This is a genomic window from Mycoplasmatota bacterium (assembly GCA_018394295.1).
Lineage (GTDB): Bacteria > Bacillota_I > Bacilli_A > Haloplasmatales > Haloplasmataceae > JAENYC01.
The window spans coordinates 1,009,817-1,031,765 of record CP074573.1 but is presented as its reverse complement, the minus strand read 5'-3'; the positions used below and the strand labels follow the sequence as shown (position 1 = coordinate 1,031,765).

10 protein-coding genes, 2 tRNA genes and 1 rRNA gene are annotated in these 21,949 nt (G+C 34.5%); 1 reads left to right on the top strand and 12 read right to left on the bottom strand.

Annotated features, from left to right (window positions below; all coding sequences use genetic code 11):
- Positions 1-15: 15 nt before the first annotated feature.
- From KHQ81_04600 to KHQ81_04570, 7 genes are all read right to left on the bottom strand, one after another.
- Positions 16-7,164: a hypothetical protein gene (locus KHQ81_04600; protein ID QVK18994.1), complete on the bottom strand. Its 7,149-nt coding sequence runs from the start codon at positions 7,162-7,164 to the stop codon at positions 16-18.
- A 55-nt stretch (positions 7,165-7,219) separates the two neighbouring features.
- Positions 7,220-12,250, bottom strand: a complete 5,031-nt coding sequence (locus tag KHQ81_04595; protein ID QVK18993.1) for a transglutaminase domain-containing protein — start codon at positions 12,248-12,250, stop codon at positions 7,220-7,222.
- A gap of 38 nt (positions 12,251-12,288) precedes the next feature.
- Positions 12,289-13,701, bottom strand: coding sequence for an AAA family ATPase (locus KHQ81_04590; GenBank protein ID QVK18992.1), 1,413 nt, complete (start codon positions 13,699-13,701; stop codon positions 12,289-12,291).
- 80 nt (positions 13,702-13,781) lie between these two features.
- Entirely contained in the window at positions 13,782-15,560 is a 1,779-nt protein-coding gene (locus tag KHQ81_04585; GenBank protein QVK18991.1) for a DUF2357 domain-containing protein, read from the bottom strand.
- Positions 15,561-15,641: 81 nt separating this feature from the next.
- Complete coding sequence (locus tag KHQ81_04580) at positions 15,642-17,003, bottom strand: AAA family ATPase (GenBank protein ID QVK18990.1); 1,362 nt, start codon at positions 17,001-17,003, stop codon at positions 15,642-15,644.
- A 26-nt stretch (positions 17,004-17,029) separates the two neighbouring features.
- Positions 17,030-18,211 carry a hypothetical protein gene (locus KHQ81_04575; protein QVK18989.1) on the bottom strand — a complete coding sequence of 394 codons (1,182 nt, stop codon included), beginning with the start codon at positions 18,209-18,211 and terminating at the stop codon, positions 17,030-17,032.
- Between the two features lie 752 nt (positions 18,212-18,963).
- On the bottom strand, positions 18,964-19,248 hold the full coding sequence (locus KHQ81_04570; GenBank protein QVK18988.1) for a hypothetical protein: 285 nt from the start codon (positions 19,246-19,248) through the stop codon (positions 18,964-18,966).
- A 354-nt stretch (positions 19,249-19,602) separates the two neighbouring features.
- On the opposite strand from KHQ81_04570, the gene KHQ81_04565 reads away from it, so the two are divergent.
- Positions 19,603-20,262 (top strand): DUF2310 family Zn-ribbon-containing protein, encoded by a 660-nt coding sequence (locus KHQ81_04565; GenBank protein QVK18987.1) that lies wholly within the window; start codon positions 19,603-19,605, stop codon positions 20,260-20,262.
- A 158-nt stretch (positions 20,263-20,420) separates the two neighbouring features.
- Here the strand turns inward: KHQ81_04565 and KHQ81_04560 are convergent.
- The 5 genes from KHQ81_04560 to KHQ81_04540 all read right to left on the bottom strand — a co-directional run bounded on the left by KHQ81_04560 (position 20,421) and on the right by KHQ81_04540 (position 21,948).
- Positions 20,421-20,511: transfer RNA gene (locus KHQ81_04560), tRNA-Ser, on the bottom strand.
- Between the two features lie 46 nt (positions 20,512-20,557).
- Positions 20,558-20,631, bottom strand: a tRNA-Gly gene (locus KHQ81_04555).
- A gap of 13 nt (positions 20,632-20,644) precedes the next feature.
- A 5S ribosomal RNA gene (rrf, locus tag KHQ81_04550) occupies positions 20,645-20,749 on the bottom strand.
- Positions 20,750-20,867: 118 nt separating this feature from the next.
- Positions 20,868-21,365 carry a metallophosphoesterase gene (locus KHQ81_04545; protein ID QVK18986.1) on the bottom strand — a complete coding sequence of 166 codons (498 nt, stop codon included), beginning with the start codon at positions 21,363-21,365 and terminating at the stop codon, positions 20,868-20,870.
- On the bottom strand, positions 21,358-21,948 hold the full coding sequence (locus tag KHQ81_04540; GenBank protein ID QVK18985.1) for an XTP/dITP diphosphatase: 591 nt from the start codon (positions 21,946-21,948) through the stop codon (positions 21,358-21,360). Before KHQ81_04540 ends, KHQ81_04545 begins: the two co-directional genes overlap by 8 nt.
- Position 21,949 lies beyond the last annotated feature (1 nt).

Sequence of the window (21,949 nt, the reverse complement as noted above, 5' to 3'; positions counted from 1 at the left end):
CATCCTTTCGTTAAGTTAACTTCCAACTGCATCTACGATTAGTGAGCCTTCGATTTCATCAATGTCATAATTACTAGTAACGTCGTCTCCATTGGCATTCACAATGGTGATTGATTCAATGGTGTTTGCGGCAAGTCCTGGATCAGTTATAGAACCGGTAATGTTCACTGTGATTTCATCTCCTGCTGCAAGTGAACCTTGTGAAATATAGTAGATATCTGAGGTTAGTGGTTGTCCATCGTAATCTTTTCTAGCTGAGAACGAGGTTACACTTATACTACGTTCTTGAACGGTAATAGATCCTTCGTATGTGACAATATTATAATTACTCGTTACGTCGATTTGATTTTCGTCAAGTATCACAACAGATGCTGGATTAATGTAGGTAACTTTTTTACCTACATCTGTAATACTTCCAACAATGTCTAATATAACGGTGTAATTTGCCGGAAGGTTTTGAGAAGGTATCCAGTAATCTGTGTCACTGTGTTCTATTGCCTGTCCGTTGTATACGGTTGTTACATCGTATACTTGGAACTCAATAATTTCTAGATCATTGCTTGGAACAACGACGAGTGATCCATATATTGAATTTACGTTGTATTGATCACTAACATCATTACCATTTTGATCTTCAATCGTATAGGTAAATGTATTTTGTGTTTCTCCCACTAAGGTAATGGTACCAGTCACATTCACAGTTAAAGTATGTCCTGTTTGTAAAGAACCAATAGAATAATAGAATGGGTTCGTTAGTGGTGTTCCATCGTATACTTTTGAATCATTTCCAGAAATGATGTTGAGTTGGATTAGATTACTTGATGTCCAACCTCCACTAGTACTTCCTGTATCAGTACCAGGTTCTGATCCGAATCCGTCATCCGAACCATCTCCAAGATCTGGAGCAGTAACTTCAATAGGTACCCATCCAAATCCATCAATATAGATTTCAACCCAAGCGTGGGCTTGATTTGAGGTTATTCCTACCCAATTATCTGCGCTTGATTGTGCAACAAAACCTGTTACATATCGCGCTGGTATACCCATTGCACGGTACATTACAACACCGGCAGTTGCGAAGTGTTGACAAATACCTTCACGTGATTCTTCAAGGAAGTATAATGCCACATCTACATTATTTGGGATAGGGTTATATGCTTTGTTGTAAACTCCTGCATTTTTAATATAGTTTTGAACATCTTCGATAATTGTCGGACTAGATGGATCCAATCCATTTTCAGAAGCTATTCGTAATAATGCTTCTCTTGTTTCTCTTGGTATTTGCAAGTAATTTTGATAAACAAATGTTTGGTATTCTGTTTCATACGCTTGATTTGTAGGATCACTGATTGATAGAGTATTGTAATCTACGTCGGTAATTGGAGTGTAATCCACAGAATAAGTACTACCATACGTATGGTTCACATATACATCGTTATAATTGCTGTAGAATCCATTTGATGAATAATATGGCAAGTAATAAGATAATCCTGTTTGAAGCGCTCTAACTTGAAGTTCATACGTATTTAACGTATTGTTGATTGTGATTGATGGGAACAATAATGGTGTAACGTTATATGGTGATACGTATACTGTTGGTGTAGCCCATCCTTGTTTGTTGTAATCACCATATGATTTGTCTCTTAAATATACTATGTCGTCTGTTTCAGTGTAGATTTCTAAGACTGTTTGAGCTGGACCATCATCAAGACTTCCTTCGTTACTAATGGAAGTTGAGTCTTCGTTGTTTGCTCCATTGTCATTGTTTTCTAGAATCGTTAATTCACCATACGATACTTGGACATCGTAGAAGTCTGTTGTAACATCAACATCATTTTCGTCCAAGACAACATAGGTAAATGTATTGTCAGTGGTACCTACATTGGTAATGGTTCCTGTCATGACAATATCTAAAGTATGATTTGGTAATAATTCTCCTTCAAATAATATCCATTCGTTATTTGTTAGTGGTGTTCCATCATACAATTTCGAATCACTATTGGATTGTATTACAAGAAGTGTTTTTTCTCTTTCTACTTCTAAAATACCAGTGTTTTCTACAACGATATAGTACATAGAAACGTCATTTAAACTAGAATCTTTTATTTCATAAGTGAAGTCATTTCTTGTTAGTCCAACTTCAGTAATCGTACCCGTTACGGTTACAGTCAACTCATGATCAAGTACGACACTACCTTCAGTTAACTCCCAGTTATCATTTGTTAATGGTGTACCATCGTATACTTTGGTGGCTCCTGGAGTTGAAATAACAAGTGTTCTAGGAGTTACTTCTAAGAATCCATATTCGTAGGTTATTGCATAATTACTAGTTACATCAGTAGCTGTTGCTGTTTCGATTTCTACTGATAATACATTGTCCACAACATCTACGATGGTTAGTTCCGCATTCGTAACAACATTGATCACATCTCCAGCAACCAATGTCCCAAAAGTGATAGTGTAATTTTCGTTTGATAAAGCTGTTCCATCGTAAATTTTTGAATCATTATCTGTTTGAATGGTGATTGGTCTTGGGGTTACTTCTAATGAACCATCTTGATAGGTAATATTATAATTTGCAGAAACGTCAATTGCTCCATCTAAGACTGTTGCTGTAAGAATGGAATTTGTACTTGTTCCTACATTTAGCTGACTTCCTGAAGTAATAATATCTATCGTATGTCCATTCACTAAAGATCCAGAAGTTACCTCTGCGACATCTGAAGTAAGTTCCGTTCCATCGTATACTTTTGTCGCATATTCTGGTTTGATTGTAATTGGTCTTGGTGTCACTTCTAATGTTCCATTATTATATGTAATATTATAGTTACTTGTTATATCAATTAATCCGGAATCAAGAATTTCTAGAGTTAATACATTATCAACTACACCAACATTTGTTATGTCTGTATTGTCTGTGACATTGATGGTATCTCTAGCAACCAATGTTCCTGATGTGATGGTATAATTTTCGTTGAATAAGGCTGTTCCATCATATACTTTGGTATCAGAATTTGTTTGAACAGAGATTGGTCTTGCTGTTACTTCTAATGTTCCATTATCAAATGTAATGTTATAGTTTGACGTTACATCGATTAATCCGGAATCTAAGATTTCTAGAGTTAAAACATTATTTACAGTTCCAACATTTGTGATATCAGTATTTGCTGTAACATTGATCGTATCTCCTGTAACCAATGTTCCTGATGTGATGGTATAATTTTCGTCGAATAAGGCTGTTCCATCATATACTTTGGTATCAGAATTTGTTTGAACAGAGATTGGTCTTGCTGTTACTTCTAATGTTCCATTATCAAATGTAATGTTATAGTTTGACGTTACATCAATTAATCCGGAATCTAAGATTTCTAGAGTTAAAACATTATTTACAGTTCCAACATTTGTGATATCAGTATTCGCTGTAACATTTATGGCATCTCCGGCAACCAAAGTTCCTGATGTGATGGTGTAATTTCCATTTGTTAAAGCTGTTCCATCATACACTTTGGTATCGGAGTTTGTTTGAACAGAGATTGGTCGCGGTGTTACCTCTAACGATCCATCTGTGAACGTAATATCATAGTTTGACGTTACGTCAGTTCCTCCATCATCAATGGTTACTGTTAAAATAGAATTCGTGCTTGTTCCGACATTCGTTTGGTTTCCTGATGTGGTTATTGTTATCGTATGTCCATTCACTAAAGATCCAGAAGTTACCTCTGCGACATCTGAAGTAAGTTCTGTTCCATCATATACTTTGGTCGCATCTTCTGGTTTGATTGTAATTGGTCTTACCGTTACCTCCAGTGAACCTTCCTCATATGTAATATCATAGTTTGAGGTTACGTCAGTTCCTCCATCATCAATGGTTACTGTTAAAATAGAATTCGTGCTTGTTCCGACGTTTAGCTGACTTCCTGAAGTAGTAATATTTATCATATGTCCATTCACTAAAGATCCAGAAATTACCTCTGTGACGTCTAAGGTTAGTTCTGTTCCATCATATACTTTGGTCGCATCTTCTGGTTTGATTGTGATTGGTCTTACCATTACCTCCAGTGAACCATCTTCATATGTAATATCATAGTTTGAGGTTACGTCAGTTCCTCCATCATCGATGGTTACTGTTAAAATGGAATTCGTGCTTGTTCCGACATTCGTTTGGCTTCCTGATGTGGTTATCGTTATCGTATGTCCATTCACTAAAGATCCAGAAGTTACCTCTGCGACATCTGAAGTAAGTTCTGTTCCATTATACACTTTGGTCGCATCTTCTGGTTTGATTGTAATTGGTCTTACCGTTACCTCCAGTGAACCATCCTCATATGTAATATCATAGTTTGAAGTTACGTCAGTTCCTCCATCATCAATGGTTACTGTTAAGATGGAATTCTTGCTTGTTCCGACATTCGTTTGGCTTCCTGATGTGGTTATCGTTATCGTATGTCCATTCACTAAAGATCCAGAAGTTACCTCTGCGACACCTGAAGTAAGTTCTGTTCCGTCATACACTTTGGTCACATCTTCTGGTTTGATTGTGATTGGTCTTGGTGTCACTTCTAATGTTCCATTATCATATGTAATATTATAGTTACTTGTTACATCAATTAGTTCAGAATCTAAAATCTCGAAAGTTAATACATTATCCACAACACTGACATTTGAAATGTCTGTATTGTCTGTGACATTGATGGTATCTCCTGCAACCAAAGTACCCGCTGTGATGGTGTAATTTTCGTTTGTCAATGCTGTTCCATCATATACTTTGGTATCGGAGTTTGTTTGAACAGAGATTGGTCGCGGTGTTACCTCTAACGATCCATCTGTGAACGTAATATCATAGTTTGACGTTACGTCAGTTCCTCCATCATCAATGGTTACTGTTAAAATAGAATTCGTGCTTGTTCCGACATTCGTTTGGCTTCCTGATGTGGTTATTGTTATCGTATGTCCATTCACTAAAGATCCAGAAGTTACCTCTGCGACATCTGAAGTAAGTTCTGTTCCATCATATACTTTGGTCGCATCTTCTGTTTTGATTGTAATTGGTCTTACCATTACCTCCAGTGAACCATCCTCATATGTAATATCATAGTTTGAGGTTACATCATTTCCTCCATCGTCAATGGTTACTGTTAATATAGAATTCGTGCTTGTTCCGACATTCGTTTGGCTTCCTAATGTGGTTATCGTTATCATATGTCCATTCACTAAAAGTCCAGAAGTTACCCCTGCAACATCTGAAGTAAGTTCTGTTCCGTCATACACTTTGGTCGCATATTCTGGTTTGATTGTAATTGGTCTTACCGTTACCTCCAGTGAACCATCCTCATATGTAATATCATAGTTTGAGGTTACATCAATCAGTTCAGAATCTAAAATATCGAGAGTTAATACATTATCAACTACACCGACATTTGCAATATCGGTATTGCCAGTAACATTTATGATATCTCCTGCAACCAATGTTCCTAATGTGATGGTATAGTTTTCGTTTGTCAACGCTGTTCCATCATATACTTTGCTATCGGAATCTGTTTGAATTGTAATTGGTCTTGCAGTGATTTCAAACAATCCATATTCATACGTTATGTCATAATTATCTGTAACACTACTTGAATTAGAATCAAAGATTTCCGCAATTAAGACATTATCAACAACACCGACATTTGTGATATCTGTGTAATCTGTAATATTGATAACATCTCCTGTTACTAACGTACCTTCTGAAACAACATAATTTTGATTGGATAATATGTTACCATCGTATACTTTGGTATCACTATTCGTTTGGATGGTGATTGGTCTTTTGGTTACATCTAGTTGTCCATATACATAGGTTAGCTCATAATTACTTGAAACATCATTATCGTTTGAATCAAGGATTTGTACAGTTATTTCGTTATCAAGCGTACCTACAGTAGTAATGTCAACATTGCTGGTTACGTTTATTGTGTGTCCATCTCCTAAAGAGCCTTCCGTAACTGTATAGTCGGAATTGAATAACGGAGTACCATCGTAGATTTTAGTATCACTTGTTGATGCAATTGTAATTTGTCTGGTGGTGACTTCTAACTCACCATATACATAGGTAATGTCATAGTTACTTGTTACATTTTGTCCGCTTCCGTCAAGGATTTCTACTGATAAGATATTATCAGTTGTACCTACATTTGTAATACTTGTGTTACTAATTACGTTAATACTATGAGTGTCAACGATGGATCCTTCAATGATTTCGAAATTAAGACTCGAAAAAGGTGTTCCATCGTATGTTGTTGTGTCGCTATTCGTTTGAATGGTAATTGGTCTGGTGGTAACCTCTAATGAACCATCTTCAAAGGTAATATCATAATTTGATGTTACATCTACACCGTTATCCAATATTGTAGCAGTTAAGATGGTATTAAGACTACTACCAACTTCAAGTTGGCTACCGGATGATATGATTTCAATGATATCTCCTTCTACGAGAGATCCTTCTGTGATTTCAATATCATTTGAAGTTAGCACAACACCTTTGTAAATATCGGTTATATCAAGTAATGAAACGGTAACTGGTCTTGGTGTAAACTGAATCGCAAATGAGGCGTTCTTAAAGTCATACGATTTTGTTACGTCATTTCCAAGACTGTCTTTTATTGTAATCGATTCTACTTTTGCAACACTTTCTGTCTGAGATAAATTCTCATAAGAAAACTGTACATCATCAATGTAATTTCCTTCCGCTAGTTCGGCTTCAATAATCGGATTCTCACCAAAAACAACACTGGATGCTTGGATGTCTAGCGTTATATTTTTTGGTTCAATTGTAAAGCCAACAACTTTGGTGTTTTCTCCACCAAAAAATTGTTTTGTTTTTATTTCAACTTCGTATTCTCCAGCGGTCGTAGGCTTTTCGTTAACCCATGTTGTTTCTCCAATATGACGGTAACTATATGTTACCGATGAAAACATTGCTTTTGATGAAAAATCTACATCCTCGCTGTAAACATATGAACTAGGGACAGATACATCGTATATCGTCCCTTTTGTAATTGCAATTCCAGACAAAGAAAGGAAAGCAATCGATGCTAGTGTTATTAATAGGAATCGATACTTGTATATCTGTCTTAGGATTAAAACTTTTCTTCTAACTCTTTGTTCGTATCTTTCATATAACATAAGAACTCACAATCCCGTACGGATTGCTTCCTCCTCTATCGTCTATTTTTGTTTATTAATATGGAGTAACGACTAGTTCTCCTTCTACAGTGACAATAATGTAGTTACTTGTTACATCGTTACCGTTGCTTAATATTGTAATCGAACTGATGGTGTTCATACTCTTTCCAATCGTTGTTTGGCTACCAGTAATATCGATTTCAATGGTATCTGTAGAAGCCAATGATCCTGAAGTAACTAAATAAGAGTCGCTGGTTAATGGTGTTCCATCAAATGCTTTTGTAGCATCAGCTGATTCTATTGTGATGGATCTTGGAGTAATGGTTAAGTCACCATATGTATAATCTATGCTATATAGTGATGTAACATCGTTATCATTTTCATCATGAATAATGATCGTAGCGGTATTTTCTGATAGACCTAAATTGGTTTGTGAACCTGTAAAGTCTACCGATTCAACGTGGTGATTTGTTGCCAAACTACCATTAATAATGTAAGTAGTATTGGTTAGAGGTGTTCCATCATATATTTTGGTGTCGTTGCTTGTTACAAGTTCTATTTCATAACCGTATAGTTGAAGGACACCTTCCATGAATGTAATCGCAAATTGGTTGGTAACATCTTTCCCTTCTGAATCGTAAATTGTCATAGAAGAGACGGTACTACTTGCTGTACCAATTGTTGATAATGATCCTCCGTATGTTGCTTGATAGGTATACCCATCTTTGAAGAAATCGGTGTATCCTAAAATGGTTAATGAAGAAGCTGTAATTGTTTTTCCTTCTTCGTATAATTCTCTAACAGTATTCAGGATCACTGTGATTTCGATTGGATCGATTGGTTCTACTGCAGAACCAGTTCCTGTTACTTCAACAGGTACCCAACCTAAACCATCTATGTATACTTCAACCCATGCATGGGCTTGTTTCGAATCAACAGTTGTCCACTGATTCGCGTCTAGATTTCCAACGAATCCTGTGACGTATCTCGCAGGAACTCCAAGGGCACGGTACATTAAAGTAGCTGCAGTCGCAAAGTGTTGACAGATTCCCTCTTTTGATACGTTTAAGAAGTAAACAGCAACGTCTTCTCCTTCTGGTATTGAAGCAAAATCAAGATTGTAGGTTGCTGCATTTTGGATGTAGTTTTGTACATCTGCTATAATTGTTGGGCTTGCAGCTGATAAGCCGTTTGCTTGCGCTATTAGAAGCATTTCTGCTAAAGTGTCTGCTGGAATATCTAAATAGTTTGCATATACATAAGTACGGTAAGTTTGTTCTTCACTAGATAGTAGAACATCTTGAATGGTAATACCATCTGTTTCATCAAAATCGTACATAATTATATTGATATTGTTTGTAATTGAAGTATCTCCTGTGATATGAATATCATTTAATCCACTAATTGTATCTACAGTATAATATGGGGTTAAATATGGAACTTGATCTCTTAAATATTCCACACTAATCTGTGTAGATGTTCGTCCCGATTCTGCTAAAGCGGTAGATGGGAAACTGAGTGGATTGTTGGTGATACTGGTGTTTTGTTCGACACCAGCTGTCCAACCTGTGTGATTATAATCACCATGTGATCTATCTGTAAAATATACTCGTCCTGATAAACTAGCATACACTCTAAATACATCTTGTTGTGGTATATCAAAACTTTCTGTTGCTATTTCACTTGATGAATAAGCACTTGATAATACGGTTAATGTACCCTCATTGTATAGGAAACTATAATAATGCGTTACACTATTTCCTGAACCATCAAGAACGTAGGCAAACATTGTATTATCGATTGAACCAACATCGGTGATTTCATTGTCTACATCAACATATAGTGTATGTCCTGCCAAAACAGATCCATTTAATACTTGATAAGTATTCGCTGATAATGGAGTACCATCGTATATCTTGGTTGCATCAGGTGATTTCAAAATTATCGTAATTTTTTCTATTGTTAAGGTTCCAAAATTCTCGGTAATATTGTACCCAATTGTCACATCATTTCCGCTTCCATCAAAAACAGTGATATCAATTGAGTTTTCCACAGCACCAGGATTGGTAATACTTTGTTCTGGTCCATATGAAATGCTATGTGTAGGGACTAACGAACCTGCTGTCAATGTTCCATTCCCTCCAAATAGAGGTGTCCCGTCGTATGCTTTTTCTGACGTTGCTGTTGAAATTGTTATATTGATTGGATTAATGGTTAAGTCTCCAGGTACGTACTGAAGATCATAACTTTCACTTACGTCATTATCCGATCCATCCACAACGTAGGCAACGATTGTGTTTTCTATGGTTCCTGGGTTCGTGATTTGATTGCTTACATCTACTACTAAAGTATGACCTGGCAATAATGTACCACTTAATAAGTCCCAGTTTTTGTTGGTTAATGGTGTTCCATCATACGTTTTGCTGTCATCATCTGAAGTTAAAATCAGTGTAATTGGATGGATGGTTAATGTTCCAAAATCATCAATGATGTTGTAGTTTGTTGTAACATCATTCCCATATCCATCGTAAATCGTAACACCGATTCCATTCTCAATGGTACCTGGATTCGTGATACTTTGTTCAGTTCCATATTGGACTATATGATTGTCAACAAGTGTTCCAGCAACAATCGTTCCAGTTCCACCCAATAACGGTGTTCCATCATATGGTTTATTATAATCATCTGTTTGAATAGTTATATCTCTTTTTGTTACAGTTAGTCTACCAGTAATGTGTTCGATATCATACATATCACTGACATCGTTACCTAATTCATCAGTAACATACGCAGCCATGGTATTTCGAACACTACCTGAATCGGTGATTTCATTGTCCACATCAACTACTAAAGTATGATTATCTAATAACGTTCCACTAAACAATTCCCATGTGTTGTTTGATAATGGAGTTCCATCATATATTTTGGTATCATCAGGTGATTTGACAATAATAGAAACAGGAGAAATGGTTAACGTACCATAATCATGTGTTATTGCATAACCTTGGGTAACATCTGTTCCTTCACTGTCAAATACTCTAACATCTACGGTATTGGTAATAGAACCAGGATTGGTAATACTTTGTTCTAGACCGTATTCGATATAATGCCCGTTTAGCAATGAACCAAATTGTAGTGTTCCAGAACCACCTAAAAGAGGGGTACCATCGTATCCTTTTTCTAATGTTTCTGTGGTAATGGTTATTTCAATTCCATGTACGATTAATGTTCCTGTAAGTTGTTCAATATCATACATGTCACTTACGTCATTTCCGGTATCGTCAATTACGTAAGGGTTCATTACATTTTTAATGGAACCCACGTATGTGATGGAATTGTCTACATCAACAATTAGCTCATGACCTTCTAATAAGGTTCCATTGATTAACTCCCAAGTATTGTTTGATAAAGGAGTTCCATCGTATGTTTTACTATCATCTGGTGATTTAATAATTAGAGAAATAGCATGTATGGTTAAGGTACCATATTCATATGTGATGTCATACCCGATAGTCATGTCGGTTCCATCTGAATCGTATATGATTGCCTCAATTTCATTTGATTTGTTTCCAGGGTCTACAATGCTGTCTTCTGGTCCATACTCTATTGTATGGCCTTCGTTTAATTCTCCAAATATTAATGTTCCGGTTCCACCTAAAAGAGGGGTACCGTCATATCCTTTGTCTAGTGTTTCTGTAGAAATTGTGATTTCTTTCGCAAGTACCGTTAATGTACCTAACATATACTCGATGTTGTAATCACTTGTCACAATTTCATCGTTTTCGTTTAATATAGTCAACGTAATCTTATTATCTTTGTCACCTGGGTTGGTGATAGAAGATGCCATGAGATATTCGATACGATGATTGTTGCATAATTGTCCTATTTCAATGGTATATCCATCGGATGTTAATGGGGTTCCATCAAACAATTTACTATCACTAACAGTTGAGATAATTAAATCTCTACCAATTACTTCTAATGTACCAGTGATGTATTCGATGTTGTAAATATAGCTAACATCTGCACCTGATCCATCAAGGATAGTCGCAAGAATGGTATTGTCAATGATTCCCACTTCAGTGATTTCGTTGTCTACATCTACTACCAGTTCATGTCCATCTAAGACTTGTCCATGTACCAATTCCCACTGATCGTTTGACAAAGGTGTTCCGTCATAAACTTTTGTTGCGCTGTCGGATCTAATAAACAATTCAATAGGATGAACAGTTAACGTTCCAAAGTCATAGGTTATATTATAAAACTCGGTAATATCATTTCCCTCTGAATCATAAATGATAACACTTCTTTCGTTTGACACGGTTCCAGGATTGGTGAGTTTTTGCTCTGGTCCAAAGACAATCGTATTCGAGAAGGCTATTTCTCCAGTTTGTGTTACAGATCCTCCTAAAAGAGGATCTCCGTCATATCCTTTTTCATAGGTATCTGTTGAAATGGTGATATCTCTTCCGTATACCGTTAAGTTTCCTAAATTATATGTAATATCATAAATATGATTTACTACATCATCATTTTCGTCCAATATCGTAATATCTATTTCGTTGTCTATCGTACCTGGAGCAGTAATTGTCGAGTTCATTGCATACTCAAGTCGGTGTCCATCAAACAACTCTCCAAATTGCATTCTCCAGACTTGATGCGTTAAAGGACTACCATCAAAGTATTTGCTACTACCTTCGGTTTGTATAGTAAGTTCGATTGGACGAACAGTTAAGGTTCCTAGCTTATAGTGTATTTTATAGTTGATGGTTACGTTTTTCCCTTTGCTGTCTAAAATTGTTACACCGATTTCGTTATCGACAGATGAAGGGTTTGTTATTGAAGTTCCCATCACGGTTTCAAGCGTATCTCCTTCATACAAGCTTCCACTTTCAATGTACCATTCGTCATTCGACAGTGAGGTACCATCATACAGTTTGTCTGAACTTCCTGTTACAATGGTGAGTTCGTTTCGAACGACTCTTGATTGGGTTACTCCGAACACATTGAACAGTGAATATGCGATAACAAAAAGAATGGTAACAACAGCTATACCACTACTGATAATCAATCCTTTATTCTTCATATAATCACATCCTTTTTATTCTCTAGTGTTCTATACATTTACACGTTAATTTCGATGTTTCTAATATATTCGATACATTGTTCCATTTCACCTTCGCCAAATAGTTCTTCAATGTATGCAATTAATCCTGGTGCTTCGCTTTTTACGTACACCATGTTTTTGGTTTCTAGTTTTCGTAGTACTTTTTTTGACATAATATCATCTAGTGCTTGCAACTCGGTTCCACCACAAGCCACAATGACTGGGGTATAATTGATAATCTGTCCCATGATACGGTTCCCAAATGAGATATGGAATTGTTTAATCATGTATTTGTCTAACTCTTTTAATCTTCTTAAGTTACGATTTGATATTGCATATTCTTTTCTCGCTCTTGCGATTAATTCTTCAAACTTGGTAGCCGATACATTTCGCCCTCTGATTGGTTTTGCGATAAATGCTTGTGCTTTTTTATCGAGGTTAATTACCATCGCTCTATCGTATACTTTGTCTGATATCGCAAACGTCGAATCATCGTTGTTTGCGGTTCCAATAAACCACATGTTGTTTGGTAAAATTAGTTTTCCATCTTGTAGTAACTCTGGATCGGTATCCCACACATCTGAGATAACGTCTAGGTATCGTTTGTTGTGGTCTGGGATTTCGAGTAGTGATAGGAATTCGGCGAAATAGTATTCCACTCGTGCGATGTTCATTTCGTCTAATATTGTAATATACATTTGTTCGTCGTGACTTGCTCCATACAGTTTTTGTAGGAGTGTTGTCTCATTAAACTTTTTGGTGAATTCGTTATAATATCCAATCAAATCGGTTCGTTCTTTCCACATTGGTTGGATTGGTACCACAACCGATGAATTGTTTAGATACTCTCCAAATGCATATGCTAGTGAAGTTTTACCGGTACCTGACATCCCTTGTAGGATCATAATATGACTTACTGCGAGACCTCCGACAAAGCGTCTAATGTCTTTGATATCGTAATATAGTCCTAATGTTCCCGCTGCAAAGTAGCGAAATTCGTTACACAGTTCTTCAAATGTAATCTCGTTGTCGTACAAATGATTGTTAGCTGCTTTTGCTTCTTTGTCTATTTGACGTAACATGAAAAATCGAGACTCGTCTGTAGACTCTTCGTTTTTAAAATATGATTCGGTCTGTTTCGTTCCTACAAACTCCATTGAATGTGAAACATTTAGTTCCTCTACTTGGATTGTGGGAGGTTCTAAAGAAATCAATTTCTTACGATGCTTGTACATATTAATCGTAATAGATATAAGTGCCACAATCACAATTAAAGATGCCATTAGGACAAATATTTGCTCACTTGGTCCAATCACGATTGATCGGTCCACAATGCTTTCTTTGCCAATTAATGATAATACCAATAACATCCCAACAATGAAGATTGAAAAGTACAAGGCCACTAATTTTTTCACATAGGAATTTTTCATAGTACTCTCCCAATCATTCTTTATTTTGTCTATTAATTTATGTCGCTATTGTTTTGTTCTTCGTTTGTTTTGGAATACATTCATGATTCTACTTTTACTTGTTCACGTATACGCTTTTTAGTGCGTTTCCATTCTTCTCTAAACAATTTTTTGTAAGCTTTCATTTCAAGTTCCATTTGTATGAATTTTTCTTTTGAAGAATAATCGTCTTCTTCGGTTAGTAATCCTTGTTGTGTTCTTAAAGCCAAATACTGAGCTTTGGTGTAGTTCTTTTCTTCATCCAATCGTTTTGCTTCTGTTTCAAGCTGATTTAGCGATGATTTATGTAGTTCAATTTCCGCTTCAAGGGCTACGATATCTTTTTCTAACTTGATGATTTTTATATCTGACATGAAAGCACGCAATTCTTGTTTGTCGTTCAGATTTTTTATCTCGTTTTCGTGCGTTTTTTGTAGGTCTTTGCGTTCTCTGATAAATACTTCTTGTAGATCTTGCATTTGCTTGTATCGTTCTTCGTTAAGTTCTTTGATTACTTTGGTATGATGTTTCTTTAAGCTTTCTATTTCTTGTTGATGAATGTTTTCTGCTTCTACCATGTCGTCAAAGTATTTTTGATTCATCTCATCGATTTTGTCACTGTAATCAGAAATGGTATTGTTTAAGCAATTGATCGATTTTTCCAAATCCAATTGTTGGTCTTTTAGTTCATTGATTTTGATGTTTAACTCACTGTTTAATTCTTTTTCTTTAATTAGTTCGAGACTTGTTCTTTCCAACTTAGCGTTTCGTTTCTCTAACATTAAAATGTATTCCGCTGGATCTTCATTCATCTCAACAATACGTTTTTTGAGTCGTTTGATTTCTTCTACTTTTTTCTTGGTTTCCGCTTCTTGTTTTTGCTTTTCCTTTTGTAGAATTTTGTTTTCAAACGTTTCTCGAAGTTCGTTACCTGTGATATATCCTATTACTGATGTTAACTCAACTGTCTCGGCAATTTCGTCATCCATTTCAGGTGTGAATGGTTGCATCGTGGTTTTTCGTTCAATGATTTCATAACCTTCTTGGTTGTATGCAGTAATGTAATCGTATAGTTTTAGCGCAGCTTTAAAGTTTTGATTCATACGAAGTACATTCGTTTTGGTAATTGGTGGTTTGATTAAAGGTGCTTTGGCACAAGCCTTCATTAACGGTGTATTCAGTAACGCAACTGCAACTGCGTAACTTGTCTCTACTCTATTTACAAGAGGTATTTCGCTAAACTGCTCAATTAAGTATGGATCGTTCTTGTAAATATCAGAGTATTCTAGCTTGTATTTAATGTTACGACTTGTTTCTTCAATGTCTTTATCAAAACTCATTTGTGATTGATAGGTGGTGGTTTTGTCTTTGATTTTGTTTAAACGGATTTCAATAAAGTCTTTTACATAACATAAAAGCAAGTACAAAAATCTGTTTTCATACACCAAGTAATCACTCAGTTTTTCAACGATATATAGTTTTTCTGGAATAATGTCTGCGGTGTTGTCTTTTGGAAGTCGAGTAATGAAATTACTGTGTCTCGATAAGTGTTCGATGGATGATTTAGATATACGCTTCACTTTTTCGATTGGAACGACTTCTCCTTCAGTTCGGATGAACTGTCTGTCTTCGTTAATTGCGTTTTCGACAAACTTTAATCCTTCTTCGATGTTTTCCACCCATTCAACATTGATTTTACAATCGTATTTGATCGTAGTAAAAACTTCGTTCTCATGATTCGAATATATAATTGCATTACGTAGTTTTTTACTATTTTCGTCGTCTTTGGTATGTTTTCTTAACGCTCTAAAAGCCTGAATATATAATTCCATTAACTTCATATTCGAATCATCCTTTCTCTAAGTTTTATAATGTAATTCCTGTTCTGAACTTTAATAATTTTCGAAACATATAACTTTGTATTACGCGTTAATTTCAATGTTTCTGATATATTCGATACATTGTTCCATTTCGCCTTCGCCAAATAGTTCTTCAATGTATGCGATTAATCCTGGTGCTTCGCTTTTTACGTACACCATGTTTTTGGTTTCTAGTTTTCGTAGTACTTTTTTTGACATAATATCATCTAGTGCTTGCAACTCGGTTCCACCACAAGCCACAATGACTGGGGTATAATTGATAATCTGTCCCATGATACGGTTCCCAAATGAGATATGGAATTGTTTAATCATGTATTTGTCTAACTCTTTTAATCTTCTTAAGTTACGATTTGATATTGCATATTCTTTTCTCGCTCTTGCGATTAATTCTTCAAACTTGGTAGCCGATACTTTTCGCCCTCTGATTGGTTTTGCGATAAATGCTTGTGCTTTTTTATCGAGGTTAATTACCATCGCTCTATCGTATACTTTGTCTGATATCGCAAACGTCGAATCATCGTTGTTTGCGGTTCCAATAAACCACATGTTGTTTGGTAAAATTAGTTTTCCATCTTGTAGTAACTCTGGATCGGTATCCCACACATCTGAGATAACGTCTAGGTATCGTTTGTTGTGGTCTGGGATTTCAAGTAGTGATAGAAATTCGGCGAAATAGTATTCCACACGTGCGATGTTCATTTCGTCTAATATTGTAATATACATTTGTTCGTCGTGACTTGCTCCATACAGTTTTTGTAGGAGTGTTGTCTCATTAAACTTTTTGGTGAATTCGTTATAATATCCAATCAAATCGGTTCGTTCTTTCCACATTGGTTGGATTGGTACCACAACCGATGAATTGCTTAGATACTCTCCAAATGCATATGCTAGTGATGTTTTACCGGTACCTGACATCCCTTGTAGGATCATAATATGACTTACTGCGAGACCTCCGACAAAGCGTCTAATGTCTTTGATATCGTAATATAGTCCTAATGTTCCCGCTGCAAAGTAGCGGAATTCGTTACACAGTTCTTCAAATGTAATCTCGTTGTCGTACAAATGATTGTTAGCTGCTTTTGCTTCTTTGTCTATTTGACGTAACATGAAAAATCGAGACTCGTCTGTAGACTCTTCGTTTTCAAATTGCGTTTGTTGTGATTCTCCATCTTGCTCTAGAGTAATGTTTATATCTTGTTCAAATGTTGGATCTTCATTTTGTTCGGTACGTCTCATTTCATTTGATATCATCAATAAGATTGTTACAAGTAGCAACAATAATAGAAGAATGATATAAATGATAATTGCGATGTTACTTGTTAGAATGGTCCAAATCCAGTTTATGGTTTCTCTAAATCTTAGAAGGAGTTTTAGTTCTAGTAAAGCATTTCGAATGTTCTCCATAGTTATCGTCTCCTAAACAAACTTTATTATCGGTTCATTTCTTGTATTTCTTTTAATATCGTTTTTGATCTTGTCAAATTTTCTAATCCATATAATTTCTCGAATAGTTGGAACAATCCTTTTTCACTATCTTGATCTATATTGATTTTCAAAATTGATATTACTCTTAATAGTTTTGCATAAAGTACACTATCCATTGCCTCATATTCGTCTCCACCAAACATAAGATAAGTTGAAGTATATCGTTCTAGTTGGCGAAACATACGGTTATCTAATGTAAATGTACTGTACTCTTTTAAATACTCTTCCACTTTATCAACTTTTTTCCAAGCAGCTTCTTTGATATAGAATTTCTCGTATCCTTCCAATAACAGGTTCGTCATAAATTCATACGAAAGTTTTTTCTCGTTTTCGTATACTTCTTCTTTTGGTTCTATTGTTTTCGCGTTTAGTTCAAGTGTTATGGCACTATTCCCTAATGTTTCTGACATAAATGTATCATTACTGTCTTTTGGTATCACCATAAACCATGTATTTATCGGCATTTCTTTTACGAAACTGAAGATACTGCTTTCGATGTTACATGCTAGCAAAGGATTCCAAGCATATTCCAACACTTTATCAAAACACTGTTCCAATGTGTCTAGTTTTACATCTCTTAAAGACATGATATTGATTTTGTTTGGATCATGATTCGCCTTTAAAATGAATTTTTTAAAACGATAATTATCTAAATACAAATCATCAAATAATTCCAGATTCGGTTTTACTTTGTCTTTTGTATAGTAAGCCCCAATGAAATCAGAAAACAACTCCACAAATCTTTGTGAAAGTATTGGATCTTCGCTTTTAACGATTATCAATTTTGTTGCAGCCATAGAAGCAAACATTTCTCGTACGTTGTTCATGTTTACTGATAATCCATTATCTTGTAAATAAGAATATAAATCATCGCAATATTTTTTAGGATCCACGTCTTTTACAAAAATGTGTTCTCGAGAAATAACACTCTTTGGTTTCTGTAAATTTGCTTCCTCTTCGTCTGCATCCATCTCTTTTTGCATCAATTCTTCTTCTGTTACCGATTGATCCACTGCTGATTCATCTAATTGAGCATCTAAGTTTAGTTCCACTTTTGATTTTGACTTACCAAATATACTTTTGAAGAACCCTCTTTTTTTAGGTTTTTTTTCTTTCTTAGATTTCATATATAAAGCAATCCTCCGTCCATTGTGTGTTGTATTTTTGAAATTTTGTTTTTTATAAAAAAAATATGTAAAATCTTATATTAACTGTATATCTATTTTACCATATTAGACCAATTTTTTTAACTAATTTTATGGATCAGACGACAATTAAATGCATTTTTTTCCATTCGTAAATCAGGATATCTACAAAGTTTTTATTTTCATTAAACATTTTAAAAATCATCGCCTAATTGTGATACAAAAAAGACTAGGATTTTTCAGTTCAATCTCAGTCTTTTTTTCATTTTTTAGTTGTAGTTGTTCATAGCATTATTATGCTCTTCTTCTTTCTCTTCTTAGTATTCGTCTTCAGAGTCATATTCTGCTTTTCCATCTTCGTTTACTGTTTCAACAGTTCTAATAACTCCAGATACACCGTCAACTACATAGTTGATTTTTAGGATCTCAGTTCCTTCATTTCACGTTTTAAAGTGTATTTTTCTGTTACTCTCTTGTCAAAACCTCTAGTTCCTCCATATACCTATCATAATCATAATTTTCATCTATATTGTCATTTCTTAGTTAAAACAAAAGTTTAGTTAATTAATCAAGTTAGAACTATTGAACTAATCAAGATGATACAAAATGAAATCAAATAGCTAAATTAAAAGTCAGAATATCATTAGATTACGATCAAATTGATAAGAAAGATTGACCAAATAAGATACTGGTTTAATAAAAAAAGACCTCTTTTAGAAGCCCTTTAAGTATTTTTAATGTTGATAAACCTTTTCGCAACTTATCCAGTCTGGTTCTAGCGTATAATTATATTCATCTGAATATGTTTTAGCAGTATAATATTTAGGATAATCATTATATTCTGGATCAACCCAGACGCTACCCAATACACCGGGTCCGTCCAATATACAATAATATACATATGATTCCTCTGATTCTGTCTTGGAAATTGTCGTGGATTTTTTCCCTAACAAATATCCTCCTATTGATGCCCCTACTATTGAAATTACTAGGCTAAATATAATTATTTTCTTTTTCATGTGCTATGCCCCCCTTGTTTTATTAAAGAATAATTTCATATTATCATTTATAGGACAAATTGTAAATATTTACAAAGTGTTCTATATAATTAATTCTTTTAGCATTATCCACTAACAAAACCTTATCAATAACAATGCTTTTCTCAATGATAAATTCATATGCTGGTAACAATTGATTTAATTGTTCAAGAAGAATTTAACTAAGATCTATTTTCATCATCATTATTTGTTTTCTGTAATAAAAATCGTGATAAACTCAAAATATTTCATTAGGAGTATAATGGTTAATTCATTTTATTCAATAAAAAATATACTTGCTGAACAGTATTCTTAGCAAACTTTTGATCTATATCTGTGACAACCACTGATAATGATTCTCTGGAATCGAAATACTATAATAAGTATATTAACAAAATTCTAGAAAAGGTCGAATTTACATACGAATTAATTTCTGATGATGCATTTGCTACAGACTCATGTCACTGTGAAGAGCACAGTTTTTATGTTCTTGGAACATACTATACAGAGGATACTAGCCCGATATTATGTGGAGACTGTGGCAAGGAAATAGCATTAACTAAAGTACCTTATGTATTTAAAGAGGATGAGCATTTTACAATTTTAAGTTATCAGAGAATGTATAATAGCGTTGAAAATGTATGGATGAGTTCGTTATCTGACAGATTTACTAAGCGACAACTTACATATCACGACTCACAATTATCCAAAAGAGGAGTAGAGATATGTCGTGAACTGGAAAATAAAATTGGAAAGCCTGTATACTTTTTATTGCCTGTATATAAAAATCATCGTGTTTTTCAACAATGTAATTATATAGAATTTGCCCATTTTTATATAACATTGCTAATAGCTCTTCAACTAATTCAGTTGGTTATTTTCATTTTGATCTTTAACACTAATTTTCAGTCTTGCAATCTTATACATTTGTCATCACCCTTTAGATATAATTATAGCAAAAATCATCCACAGATACGAGATGTATTGTTAGTTTAAAGGATGTTCATTTCAAATCCGGTCATTAGAAGCGTTTTTTGTAACTTCACAAAACCACATAATGTAAACAAAAAAAAGTCGCTTAATAAAAGCACTGTAAACAGCTAAATAAAGCCATAAAAAGCACTTTTTGGCGACTTTGATTATTTAAATTTACATGGCGGAGGAAAGGAGATTCGAACTCCTGCATCACGTTAATGATCTATCAGCTTTCCAAGCCGACCCCTTCAGCCACTTGGGTATTCCTCCAATTAAAATAAAAAAACTCAATTTAATGAGCTTAGGTTTATAAAAATGGAGCGAGCGAAGGGAATCGAACCCTCACAGTCAGCTTGGAAGGCTGAGGTTCTACCATTAAACTACGCTCGCATGTTATAAGCAAGCTTGGCGACGTCCTACTTTCGCGTGAACTATCATCGGCTCTAAGAAGCTTAACTTCTGTGTTCGGTATGGGAACAGGTGTGTCCTTCTTGATATAATCACCAAACTTGCATAAATTATTATAAACAAAAAATGAAATTTTGTAAAGACCTTTTTTATATTTTATGCAAATTATTTTATTTTATTTAATAAAGTATATATTATCTAAACAAAGAAAAAATAATTTATTTAGATATATCATAAGACTTATTATTTAAGGCATTATAATGCTTCACATCTAATTTACCATTTTTGATTTCTAGTACTGCATAACTTCTACCTCTAATCCCTCGATTACCTAAGATACTACCTGGGTTAATAAAAGTGATGTCTTCATATTGATAAACAGATGGAAAATGCGTGTGTCCATATAAAACAACATCCGCACCTTTTTCTAAAGCGTAAAAATATAAACTATTAAGATTATATTTCACACTATGGTAGTGTCCATGTACAACAAGTATTTTTTTATTTTCTACTGTAAATATATATTCATTAGGAAACATATGATCATCACAATTACCATTAACTGATTTATAATGATTTAAAATAGGATGATTCTCATCCATTTCACTATCTCCACAATGAATAAAATAATTGGTTTCATCTTTGAAACGAAAATAAATATCCTCTAATTCTTTAATTAATCCGTGGCTATCACTCACAACAACAATTTTAGTCATTAATAAACACCTTCTCTAATTTTTCTAAGGCGTTTCCCCTATGACTAATATACATTTTTTCATTCTTTGTTAACTCTGCATAGGTTTTATTTAAAGAAGGAATAAAGAATAATGGATCATATCCAAATCCATTCTCACCACGCATCTTTTCTATGATATATCCTTCGCATGTTCCACGGACGACAATTTCTTTACCAGAAGGATAAACAAGTGCTAAGGCACAAACAAAATGTGCTGTTCTTTTCTCATATGGTATATCTTTTAGATTTTCTAATAATTTAATATTATTTTGTAAATCATTCCCATGAACGCCAGCATATCTTGCTGAATAAATACCTGGTTCATTATTTAAGATATCAACTTCAAGTCCTGAATCATCCGCTAAAACTGGTATTTGAATTAAATCACATATTGTATGTGCTTTAATCAAAGCATTTTCTTCAAACGTTTTTCCTGTTTCTTCAATTTCTATCGATTGATCTATATCTAATAGTGATTTAACCTTAATATTATTCTTATTAAAGAAATGTTCAAACTCTTTTATCTTCCCTTTATTTTTAGTTGCGATATAAACGGTTTCCATA